The 12,132-nt window shown below is 66.5% G+C and carries 8 protein-coding genes and 2 pseudogenes; all 10 read right to left on the bottom strand.

Translation table 11 applies throughout. From position 1 onward, the window contains the following. Positions 1-43: 43 nt before the first annotated feature. The gene (gene ileS, locus GTV32_RS02285; RefSeq protein WP_237421658.1) at positions 44-3,211 is read right to left on the bottom strand and encodes an isoleucine--tRNA ligase; all 3,168 of its coding nucleotides are present in this window, start codon (positions 3,209-3,211) and stop codon (positions 44-46) included. A gap of 421 nt (positions 3,212-3,632) precedes the next feature. Further along, a complete protein-coding gene (locus tag GTV32_RS23100; protein WP_202421561.1) occupies positions 3,633-4,433 on the bottom strand; it encodes a hypothetical protein in 801 nt (266 codons plus the stop codon). 24 nt (positions 4,434-4,457) lie between these two features. After that, complete coding sequence (locus tag GTV32_RS02280; protein WP_161058767.1) at positions 4,458-5,300, bottom strand: DivIVA domain-containing protein; 843 nt, start codon at positions 5,298-5,300, stop codon at positions 4,458-4,460. Between the two features lie 322 nt (positions 5,301-5,622). Further along, complete coding sequence (locus GTV32_RS02275) at positions 5,623-5,946, bottom strand: YggT family protein (RefSeq protein WP_161058766.1); 324 nt, start codon at positions 5,944-5,946, stop codon at positions 5,623-5,625. A gap of 116 nt (positions 5,947-6,062) precedes the next feature. After that, a pseudogene (gene sepF, locus GTV32_RS02270) lies at positions 6,063-6,796 on the bottom strand (cell division protein SepF). A gap of 95 nt (positions 6,797-6,891) precedes the next feature. Then, a pseudogene (locus tag GTV32_RS02265) lies at positions 6,892-7,643 on the bottom strand (alanine racemase). Further along, complete coding sequence (gene pgeF / locus GTV32_RS02260) at positions 7,636-8,364, bottom strand: peptidoglycan editing factor PgeF (RefSeq protein ID WP_161058765.1); 729 nt, start codon at positions 8,362-8,364, stop codon at positions 7,636-7,638. The pseudogene GTV32_RS02265 and the gene pgeF overlap by 8 nt, the downstream one beginning before the upstream one ends. Before the next feature lie 8 nt (positions 8,365-8,372). Continuing rightward, on the bottom strand, positions 8,373-9,545 hold the full coding sequence (gene ftsZ, locus GTV32_RS02255) for a cell division protein FtsZ (RefSeq protein WP_161058764.1): 1,173 nt from the start codon (positions 9,543-9,545) through the stop codon (positions 8,373-8,375). A 217-nt stretch (positions 9,546-9,762) separates the two neighbouring features. Next, entirely contained in the window at positions 9,763-10,470 is a 708-nt protein-coding gene (locus GTV32_RS02250) for an FtsQ-type POTRA domain-containing protein (RefSeq protein WP_343287189.1), read from the bottom strand. Then, positions 10,467-12,062 (bottom strand): UDP-N-acetylmuramate--L-alanine ligase, encoded by a 1,596-nt coding sequence (gene murC / locus GTV32_RS02245; protein ID WP_161058763.1) that lies wholly within the window; start codon positions 12,060-12,062, stop codon positions 10,467-10,469. The genes GTV32_RS02250 and murC overlap by 4 nt, the downstream gene beginning before the upstream one ends. Positions 12,063-12,132: the final 70 nt, after the last annotated feature.

Here is a 12,132-nt window from a genome sequence, read left to right as displayed (position 1 = left end):
CCGACGCCGAACGCCGAACCGGCGTCGGTCAGTGCCCGGTGCCCTACTCGCCCGACGTGGTGCCGGCCGCCTTCGCGATGTCGGCCGTCACCCCGTCGCCGAGGTCGATGGCTCCCGAAGGGCCGCTCTCGACACCGACCACGTCGAACTCGACGGCCAGCACCTCGCCCGCGATCAGACCGGCATGCGTTCGAGCCCAGTCCAGTCGCTCGGCCGGCACCACGAGACGGATGGTGATGCGGTCGGACACGTCGAGACCCAATGTGCGGCGTGCATCCTGAAGTTCACGGACACGGTCCTTGGCCCAGCCCTCGGCCTCGAGTTCCGGCGTGACGGTCGTGTCCAGCACGACCAGTCCTCGCCCACCTGGCATCTCCGCGGTCGAATCGGGCTCGACCGCCACCAGTCGGCGGGTGTACTCGCCGTCGTGCAACTCGATCCCGTCGGCGACCACCACCTCGGCACCGTCGGCGCCCGTCTGGACCGCCCAGTCACCGGACTTGACTGCCTTGATCACCCGTTGGACGTCCTTGCCCAGACGCGGTCCCGCAGCACGGGCATTGACCGCGATCTCCTGACGGCCGTACGCGTCGGCGTCGGTCGACAGCGTCACCGATTTCACGTTCATCTCGTCGGCGATCAGCCCGGTGAACGACGTCAGCTGTTCGGCAGTGGGTGACGCGACCGTCAGCCCCGGCAGAGGCAGGCGGACGCGGAGCTTATTCGCCTTGCGCACACTCGAGGCGACCGAACAGACCGCCTGCACCTCGTCCATCGCCGCGACGAGGTCCGGATCGGACGGCAGGTCGTCGGCCGACGGCCAGTCGGTCAGGTGTACCGAGCGCCCGCCGGTCAGACCCCGCCAGATCGCCTCGGTCGCCAGAGGCAGCAGCGGCGCGGCGAGTCGGGCGGCGACCTCCAGGACCGTGTACAGCGTGTCGAACGCATCGGGGTCTTCGTCCTGACCACCCCAGAACCGCGCCCGAGACCGACGCACATACCAATTCGTGAGCGACTCGACGAATTCCCGGAACGCGTCACACGCGCCCGAGACGTCGTAGATGTCGAGGGCGTCGGTCATCGTGTCCCGGGTGACCGCGAGCTTGGCCAGGATGTACCGATCCAGCACGTTTGTGGAATCGGTCCGCCACGCCGCCGGGCGCTCCGCATAGAGCTGCAGGAAGCTGTAGGCGTTCCAGAGTGGCAGCAGTGCCTGGCGGACGCCCTCCCGGATGCCGCGCTCGGTGACCACGAGATTGCCGCCGCGCAGGATCGGACTCGCCATCAGGAACCAGCGCATCGCGTCGGAGCCGTCGCGGTCGAAGACCTCGTTCACATCCGGGTAGTTGCGCTTGGACTTCGACATCTTCTGTCCGTCGTCGCCCAGGACGATGCCGTGTGCGGCAACGGACTTGAACGCCGGGCGATCGAACAGGGCCGTCGCCAGCACGTGGAGGTTGTAGAACCATCCGCGGGTCTGGCCGTTGTACTCGACGATGAAATCGCCCGGATTGTGCGGCAACACACCCTGATCCGGATCGCCGTCGAACCATTCGGAGTTCTCGAACGGATAGTGGACCTGGGCGAACGGCATCGATCCCGACTCGAACCAGCAGTCGAACACCTCGGGGACCCGGCGCATGGTCGACCGCCCCGACGGATCGTCGGGATTGGGTCTGGTCAGCTCGTCGATGTAGGGACGGTGCAGGTTGTCCGGGCGCACTCCGAAATCACGTTCGAGGTCGTCAAGCGAACCGTACACATCGATGCGGGGATGCTCCGGGTCGTCGGAGACCCACACCGGGATGGGCGCTCCCCAGAACCGATTACGGCTGATGTTCCAGTCGCGCGCACCCTCGAGCCACTTGCCGAACTGCCCGTCCCGGATGTGTTCGGGCGCCCAGGTGATCTGCTTGTTCAGCTCGAGCATCCGCTCCTTGATCGGCGTCACGGCAACGAACCACGACGGCACCGCCATGTAGATCAACGGCTTCCCGGACCGCCAGGAATGCGGATACGAGTGCTCGATGGTGTCGTGGCGCACGATCTTGCCCACGGCCTTGAGGTCCTTGATGATCGCGGGGTTGGCGTCGAACACCATCATGCCCTCGTAGGGCGGGACCTGTGCGGTGAACCGACCGCCCGGATCGAGCGGCTGCACCACCTCGATGCCGTTGGCCGTCGAGAGGTCCATGTCCTCCTCGCCGAAGGCCGGCGCGAGATGCACGACGCCCGTGCCACTCTCGGTCGTCACGTAGTCGCCGAGCAGAACGCGGTGTGCGTTGGGGTGGCCGAGGAAGAAGTCGAACGGCGGCGCGTACGAGAGACCGGCCAGTTCGGCACCGCCGTAGCTGCCGAGCACCTCCGGTTCGCTGATCTCCTTGGCATATGAGCCCAGCAGCGCTTTGGCGAGCAGGTACTCCTGGCCGTCGCCGGCCTTCACGTGGACGTATTCGACGTCGGGGTTGACAGCGATCGCCAGGTTCGAGGGCAGCGTCCACGGTGTGGTGGTCCAGATCAATGCGTTCACGCCGTCCAGGACGGTCAACGGACCGTCCTTCACGACCAGCGGCATCCGCACGGTCACAGCCGGATCCTGGCGCATCCGGTACGCATCGTCGAGCTTGGATTCCTGGTTGCTCAACGGTGTCTGCTCGTACCAGCTGTAGGGCAGGACGCGATAGCCCTGGTAGATCAATCCCTTGTCGTAGAGCCGCTTGAACGCCCACATCACCGACTCCATGAAGTCGAGATCGAGCGTCTTGTAGTCGTTGTCGAAATCGACCCACCGCGCCTGCCGGGTCACATAGTCACGCCACTCACCCGTGTAGCGGAGCACGGAGTCGCGACAGTAGTCGTTGAACTTCTCCATGCCCATCGTCTCGATCTCCGACTTGTCGGTGATCCCGAGCTGGCGCTCGGCCTCGAGTTCGGCGGGCAGACCGTGCGTGTCCCAGCCGAAGCGGCGCTCCACCCTCTTGCCTCGCATGGTCTGGTACCGCGGTACCAGATCCTTGACATACCCGGTGAGCAGGTGTCCGTAGTGCGGGAGGCCGTTGGCGAACGGTGGACCGTCGTAGAAGACGAACTCCTCGGCGTCGGCACGATTGGCGATGGAGGCGGCGAATGTCTCATCGCCCGCCCAATAGGCGAGAACCCGCTCCTCGAGGTCTGGGAAAGACGGCGTGGAACGACCGGTGTCACCGGTCATGTCGGCCACCGGATAGACACGCGCTCCGACACGACGGTCAGTCGGTGGTTGGGCGTCGGTCGGATCGTTGCTGGGGCCCGTGTCGGTCATCGGTCGGTCTCCTCGTGCCTGGCATGTGTATGACTGCTCTTGGCACGGGGACGCATGTCAGGTCGTCGACGACCACCCGATCCGCGCGGTACCACCCCGCTTGCGCCGTCGGTCCTGATCGAACTCTCGACGCCTCTCACCGGTCCGCGGAAACACCGCGAACCCACGGCTGTATCGGGCCGTTCCCGCCCGGGTCTACCGAGGGTGCCGACATGACGCCCTGTTCTTCCGGGTGCTCCCCGGTGATTGCCGGATCAACGCACATCGAGTGTAGCCGCGGCAGCGGGGTCCAGACCAATCGACGCTGACCACGGCCCGGGAGGAGCCCAGGTCATTCCGGCGGCGGTCGCCAGTTCGGGTCCAGTGGATCGAACTTCTGAGTGCGCGATTCGCGCGGGTCCTGTGGCCCACGATCTCCGGCATCCGAGCCCCGGCCCGGTTGCCGCTGCTGTGGACCGGCCTGCGAAGGTCCGCGCTGCTGCGGCGGAAAGGATTCGGTGACGGGTTCGTCCGGGGTTGCGTGGCTTCCGGGCGCGCCCCGCCCCGGAGGGGGGAACTGCCGCTCGTGCGATCCCGGCCCGCGTGGGGTGGGAGGTGATTGCCCCGGCGCGCCCGGCACGCCGCCGGGTTCGGTGCCGTAACCGCCCACCGACCGCAGGTAGTCGTCGTACGTTCCTTCGCGGCCGACGCTCTCGCGCCCCGTATGAGACGCGGGATCCGCCTGACGCGGTGCGGATGGTCGCGGCGCCGGCCGTGCATCTGCGGCACCGAAGGACGACGCACCGGGCGCGCCCCCAGGGCCCTCACGGTGAGGCGAGTCGAGCCCACCATCGCCTCGGGATTCGCGCGACGTCGGCGGGGCGGCCGACATTCCTTCATGGCGTCCGCCGCCGGTGTTCTCCTCGTCGGACTTCTGCTCGTCGGACAAGGAATCGTCATCGGCCGCAACGAAATCGGTGAGCGACGGCTCCTCGGCACGCCGACCCGAACCGACGATGTCGGCGATCAGCAACCCGAGACCTATCAAACACACGACGATGCACGCGATGGCGAGCCATACGGTACCGGTGATCAGGCCGAGCACCAGCAGTACGAACCCGACCAGCGTCGCCGCCAAGGCCAGCGTCAGCACGAACTACTCCCTGCTGCTCGCCGACTAACTCGGTGAGTAACTGGTGAAACCGCCGTTACCCGGATCCGATGAGAAGGAGTCGGCACGCCCACCCTCGACGGGGGCCGCACTGCCACGCTGCTGCAACTCCTCGAGCTGGGATTCCAGATATGTCTTGAGTCGGGTCCGATATTCGCGCTCATAGACCTTCAACTGCTCGATCCGGCCCTCGAGCACGGTCCGCTGCTGGTTGATGGTGCCCATGATCTCGCTGTGCTTGCGCTCTGCATCGCTCTGCAGCGCGTCGGCGCGTTCCTGCGCCTGGCGGACCTGCGCCTCCGAACGTGTCTGAGCATCGGCGAGGATGGCCTCCGAACGCTGACGCGCGTCGGTGAGCAGACCGTCGGCCTTGGCCTGCGCTTCCGACACCATCGCGTCGGCACGCGAGCGAGCATCGGTGACCAGCGAATCGGCTTCTTGCCGCGAGGTCGATGTCAGACGGTCAGCGGTGTCCTGGGCGAGCGCGAGCACACGGGCCGCACGGACATTCGCGTCGTCCTCGCCGAACTCGGGCGTGGGCGCTGCGCTCTGCTGTGGTGCCTGCTGCTCGGGCGCCGCGGAGAAGACCTGCGTGCGCTCTTCCGCGGACGGTGCCGACGACCCACTCGTCGCGGCTCCGGCGGCGGGAGCCGACGAACGAGCATCTGCCAGATCGCCTTCGAGCTCTTCGACCCGCTGCTTCAGGTCGCCGTTCTCCTCGATGAGGCGGGCCAGTTCGGCCTCGACAAAGTCGAGGAACTGATCGACTTCATCCTCGTTGTAGCCGCGTTTACCGATAGGCGGTTTGCTGAACGCGACGTTGTGCACATCAGCTGGAGTCAGCCGCATGTCGGTTCCCCTCATTTGTCGGTCGAGATCATCTTTGTCAGTCGAGATGTGGTCGGGATCTAGCTCTGTTCAGTTGGCCAGCACACCCAGTCTGCACAGTATTTGCTACAGGCTGTCACTGTTTATTCATACCAGTCCAATTGGTAACTGGCGTCAAATCCTGTCACACGAGAACCGTTCGTAGCACGAGATCGATGCGCTCTTGCAACGAAACGGTCACTCGATGATGACATCCAACCGTAAACCACCCACGGTGTGCAGTCACCGACCAGGTTCCACCCGCCGCGATGGGGTCGTAGTTCACCACAGCAAACCACCCAGGTCAGGCCAGCCCCGCCAATGCGGCTGCCGAGCTCCGGCTGAGTGAACTGACGATCTGCATGGCGATCAGCACCACGATCATGACGATCATGAGCGAGAGGTCAAGACGCACCGGCCCCAACGGGATCGGCGGGAGAATCTTCCGCAATGCCCGGATCGGCGGATCCGTCGTGGTGAACACGATCTCGATGATGACCACCGCGAAGCCCGTGGGCCGCCACTCACGCGCGAAGGTCCGCACCAGTTCGACGACAAGTCGCGCAAGCAGGAGCAGCCAATAGATGAACAGCAGGTAATAGAGGACCTGGAGCAGAATCGTCACCACACCAGGTTGCCTGATATGTCCCACCGCCGCTCGAGCGGCCCGCTCGCGACGCCGGACACGACAACGGACCTCCCCGCATCCCCATGACGCAGCGAGGGCCGTTGCCCGAAGAGAGTTCAGCTGTGGTTGTAGAACCCGGTCTCGGCGATCTTGCGCCGGTCCTCGGGCGAGACGTCGACGTCGGCAGGCGACAGGAGGAACACCTTCGTCGCGACCTTGTCGAACGAGCCGCGCAATGCGAACGCCAGGCCCGCCGCGAAGTCGACGAGTCGCTTCGCATCGTCGTTGCTCATGTCGACGAGATCCATGATGACCGGATTTCCGTCGCGAAAGCGCTCACCGATGGTGCGCGCCTCACCGTAGTCGGAGGGCCGGAGGGTGGTGATCTTCTGGAGCGGACCGTCGGCGAACACCCGCTCGAGTTCACGCTCGTCGTTGTTCATCGGCGCGCGCGGCACACCCGCCGCCCGCATGTTCGAACGCTGCAACGGTTCGAGACGCTGAGGACGCATCCGTTCGACCGGATCGCCGGCGTGACGACCACCGGCGTAGGCGTACTCGGGCACCGGCTCATATCCACCACCGTCGTAGGAATTCATGTCGTACGCGCTACCCCGAAGCCTTGCTGGTCGAACTCCGGCGGGAACCGACGATCATCGACGTAGGCGAAGTCCGGGTCGCGCGGCCCTTCCCGGAAGGCAGGCTCCCGGAAGCCGGGCTCGCCGTAGTAGTCGTCGCGATAGCCGCGCCCACCACGCATCGGGCCACCCGGTTCCTCCAGATAGTCGTCCTCGTACTCACCTGGAGGCACCATGCCGAAATATGCTTTGAACTTCTGCATCGTGGTCATAGCTGGCCTCTCTGTCGTCCAACGCTGCCGGGGAAAGCAGTGGGTGGTGCAGTTGTCGATCTGTGTGCTCGTTGGTTCTCATGTGACCAATGTGATTACTGAGAGACTAACCGCCTCGGCCCCATGATCGCGGTACCGACACGCACGCATGTCGAACCGTGCGCCACCGCGGATTCCAGGTCGCCCGACATGCCGGCGGAGAGTGCACCGGCGTCCGGATGATCGGCGACAAACCCCTCGCGTATCTCCGCCGCGCGCGCCATCCAGCGATCCGCCGGCCCCTCGAGCGGCGCGATCACCATGAGGCCGGCCAGCAGCAGGCCGGGTGCGGCACGAACACGCTCGGCGAGCTGCGGCAGATCGTCGACGAGCGCCCCTCCCCGATGCGGATCACCATCGAGACTCACCTGCAGCAGGATGCGCAGCGGCTGCTGCCGGTCGCCTGAGTCGAGTGCTGATCGGGCACCGCCGGAGAGCGCGTCGACCACCTTGTCCCGATCGACGGAATGAACCGTACGGGCCCACGTGGCAATGCTTTTCGCCTTCTTGGACTGAACGGAACCGATCATGTCGAACACCGCGTCGGGCGGGGGCCGGCCGAGTCGGCGGCGGCGAGCTCGGCGAGCTTACGACTCGCCTCCGGTTCTCGCGACTCACCGAAGCACCGCACACCCAGTCCGAGCAGCCGACGCACGTCGTCGGCTGGGAAGTACTTGGTCACCACCATCAGCTCGACGTCACCGGGGGCGCGCCCGGCCGCGGCGACCGCAGCGTCGAGACGACCACGCGCGGCCGAATATCGTTCGGCCAGTTCGTGTGTCCGCGCGTCGACCGGCTCGTCAGGCATCGGCTCCCCTGGCGGACCGGGAGTCCATCCAGATCACCGACGCGAGTCGGCCGGTGGGCGCCTGCCTCCGATGGCTGAACAGTTCGGGGTCGTCGATGGTGCTCCGCGGATCGGCGGCCACCGCACCGACACCGGCGGCGAGAAGCTGACGGCGCAACCCTGCGCGGAGGTCGAGTCCGGTTGTGCCCTTGGCGGTCACGCAGGCGCTGCCGGGCAGATGCTCTTCGACGTCGCGCTGCATGTGCGGCGGAACCTCGTACTCTGCCCCGCCGGCCGCTGGGCCGAGCAGGACGCCGATCCGCTCCGGCCGGGCACCGAGTTCGATCATCGCGCGCAGCGTGGCCGGAACGATCCCGATGCGTGCGCCGACGCGACCGGCGTGCACGCCGGCGATCACGCCGGCCTCGTCGTCGGAGAGCAATACGGGGACACAATCCGCGGAGAGCACCGCCAGCGCCAGGTCGGTCTCGGTGGTGACCAGAGCGTCGGTCGCCGGCACCGCCTCGTCCACCGGGCCGGTGACCACCGTGACGTTGCGGCTGTGGATCTGTTCCATCCAGACGACCCGCCCCGGTGGCAGCCCGATCTGTCCGGCGAGCCGAGACCGGTTCTCGGCGACAGCTTTCGGGTCATCACCGACATGATCGCCCAGATTGAACGAGTCATAGGGCGCCACCGAGACGCCACCGGATCGGCTGGTGACCACGCGGCGAACCCGCATGGGCGAGCTCAGCGCTTCATGAACGACGGCACATCGACGTCGTCGTCGTCGAGGGTGACGTTGTTGCGCCGCGGTCGCTCCTGCGCCTCGACGAACGGGTCGCCGGCTCCGGCAGGCATCTTGCCGAACAGCGGGTCGTTGTCGGGCGAGTTGGCCGCGACCGCGCCCGCCTGTCCGGAACTGACGGCCGATTTGCCCGCCGCGGCCGCCGGGATCTCGGTCCGCTTACGTGGTGCGCCACTGTCGAATCCGGCCGCGATGACAGTCACTCGGACCTCGTCGCCGAGATTGTCGTCGATCACGGTGCCGAAGATGATGTTGGCGTCCTCATGCGCGGCCTCCTGCACCTGGGTCGCGGCGTTGTGGATCTCGAACAGACCGAGATCGCTACCGCCCGCGATCGAGATGAGCACGCCGCGAGCACCTTCCATCGACGCCTCGAGGAGCGGTGAGTTGATCGCCGCCTCGGCAGCCTTCTTCGCGCGTTCCTCTCCGCGCGACGACCCGATGCCCATCAGCGCACTTCCCGCGTCACTCATCACGCCCTTGACGTCGGCGAAGTCGACATTGATGAGTCCGGGAGTGGTGATCAGGTCGGTGATGCCCTGAACACCGTTGAGCAGCACCTCGTCCGCGCTGCGGAACGCATCCATGAGACTGACCTGTGCATCTCCGAGCTGCAGGAGACGGTCGTTCGGGATGACGATGAGCGTGTCGCAGGATTCGCGGAGCGCGGTGATACCGGCCTCCGCCTGACCACCGCGACGCTTGCCCTCGAAGGAGAACGGTCGCGTGACGACGCCCACGGTCAGCGCACCGAGCTTGCGTGCGATCGACGCGACGACGGGCGCTCCCCCGGTCCCGGTTCCGCCGCCCTCACCGGCGGTCACGAACACCATGTCGGCGCCCTTGAGGAGTTCCTCGATCTCGTCGCGGGCATCCTCGGCCGCGCGCCGCCCGACCTCGGGGTCGGCACCGGCGCCGAGTCCACGGGTCGAGTCCCGGCCGACGTCGAGTTTGACGTCGGCGTCACTCATCAACAGGGCCTGAGCATCGGTGTTGATCGCAATGAACTCAACACCTTTCAGACCCTGTTCGATCATTCGGTTGACGGCATTGACACCGCCGCCGCCGATGCCGACGACCTTGATCACGGCCAGGTAGTTGTGCGGTGGCGTCATGTGCCCGCCTTCCTCGTTCGATCCGAAACCCTAAACCTGAACCATAGATTTAGAGTTATGTCAAGTAGATGGATGATGGGGATGACGTTAGGCACCCGATGGCGCGGTCACCAGCAAGCGTGCGGCGTGTCGCGAAGTTGGACCGCATTTTTCGTGGATGTCACGTTCCTGCCCGCCATGGAACCGACGACGTACTGCGGTCACGAACGTCGCGCCGTCACTTGTAGGACGGAAACTCCGGACTCGACACGTTGTACATCGACGCCGGACGTGTCAGCAGCGCATCGAGGGTTCGCGCCTTCTCCGCCCCTCGGCCACTGTCTCCCCAGACGACGGTCTTGTTTCCCTTCAGGGTGAACTCGATGTCGACCGGCGACGAGGCGGCCACCCTGACGATCTGCCGTCCGATCGGTTCCGGCAGGCCCGAGACAGCCGCGAGCGCGGCGGTCGTGGTGGGGTCGCCGGGTCCCGGATTGGGTGTCGAGAACTCCGGCAGGCGGTTCATCTCCGGTGGCACGCCGGTCGTGGTGTCGAAGGTCAGATAACCGACACCGGAGTGATCGAGCACGTGCACCTTCTGCCCATCGGTCACCTTCACGACCGGTTCCCGCTCGACGACGGTGATCGTCAGCGACGATGGATAGCTGCGCTGCACACGAACCGATTCGACCGAAGGGATGGCCGCGATCCGCTGGGCCACGGCGTGCGTGTCGACCTGCAGGAGGGGCGTCCCGTCGGGCACCCTGGCCGCACCGACGATCTGGTCTGTCGGTACCGCCCGGTTGTCGTGAACGTCGGTGGACCGGACCGACATCAGTGGGGTGAAGTAGGCGATCAGGCCGAGGCCGACCACCACCACGATCACCAGGACCGTGCCCAGCAGGAGCCGGGCACGACGGGATGTCCCCCGTACCCGCGGACTCACGGTTGCGACCCCGGTGTCTCTGCGCGATCCGCCTCGTCGGGATCGGCGACGGCGGTGACCGCGTGGTTGGTGTGATTGGCGGCGCCCCGGTCCCGCAGCGCCTCGAGGATCTCCGGTCCCTGCATGGTGATGTCGCCGGCGCCCAGCGTCAGGACGAGATCGCCGGGACCGGCCACCGACGCCACCGTTCGCGCCAGTGCGGAGAGATCGGGCTGGAAGATCACCGGCCGGGTCACCCGGTCGGCGATGCTGGCTCCGCTGATCCCCGGGATCGGCTCTTCGCGCGCACCGTAGACGTCGGCCACGACGACCTGGTCGGCGAGATCGAGTGCGGCGGCGAAATCCTCGGCGAAATCCCGCGTCCGAGAGAACAGGTGCGGCTGGAACACCGCGATGACCCGGCCCGGCCCGGTCGTCTCCACGTCCGTCGTCGCCGCGCTCTCGACCGCGAGCCGCGCCGCGGTGAGCACCGCCCGAACCTCGGTCGGGTGATGAGCGTAGTCATCGAACACGTCGACATCACCTGTGCGACCGCGGAATTCGAACCGCCGATGAACCCCGCCGAACGCCTCGACGCCGTCGATGACACCGGCGAGCGCGCCACCGGCGCACACACAAGCGACCACGGCACCGATCGCGTTGAGTGCCATGTGCTCTCCGGGGACGGTCAACAACATCGTGCGCTCGACGGACGGATCGGCGATCGGCGCATCGAAACGTACCCGCGCCACCCCGCCGGATCCACGTGCCGACCAGGAGATCATCGTGGCGACCTGTTTCGCGGCGGGCGCGAGGTGGGCATACCGACCTGCGCCGTAACCGAACACGGACACACCCCGCTCTGCGAGGCGATCGGCGCATCGGCCGGCGAGGGCGGCCGAACCCTCGTCGTCGAGACACACGATCAGATGTCCGCCCGGTGAGATTCGCTCGGCGAACTCGTCGAACACGTCGACATACGCCTCTCGGGTCCCGAAGTGGTCGAGATGATCGACCTCGATGTTGGTGACGACCACCACGTCCGGGGTGTATTCGAGCAGCGACCCGTCACTCTCGTCGGCCTCGGCGACGAAGATCCCTCCGCTGCCGTGATGGGCGTTGGTCCCCGATTCGTTGAGCTCACCGCCCACCGCGAACGACGGATCCACACCGCAATGCTGGAGCGCGACAACGGCTATCGAGGTGGTGGAGGTCTTACCGTGTGTGCCCGCCACGAGCAGGGTGCGGTATCCGGCCATCAGATCGGCCAGGATGCGGGGACGCAAGAGTACCGGGATGCCCCGCGACCGCGCCGCGACGAGCTCTGGATTCGTCTTGGGGATCGCGGCATGCGTGGTCACGACCACCGAGGGTCCGCCCGGCAGCTGGTCGAGGGCAGATGGATCGTGCCCCACCTGGATGCGGGCACCGCGGGTGCGAAGGGCGAGGATGCCCCGGCTGTTCTTCGCATCGGATCCGGACACCTGACCACCTCGGGCGAGCAGGATGCGGGCGAGTCCACTCATCCCGGCACCACCGATACCGACCATGTGCACCCGGCGAAGGAGTTCGGGGAGTTCGCCGATGGGGCCATCCACCGATTCGCCTGTCATCGCGTCACCTCCCCGGCCCGCCGTCCGGCATCGCCATCACCGTGGCCGAAGCCACGCATCTCGTCACCGC

The sequence above is a fragment of the Gordonia sp. SID5947 genome (genome assembly GCF_009862785.1).
In the GTDB taxonomy this organism is placed as follows: Bacteria; Actinomycetota; Actinomycetes; order Mycobacteriales; family Mycobacteriaceae; genus Gordonia.
This window is presented reverse-complemented; position numbering and strand designations above follow the sequence as displayed.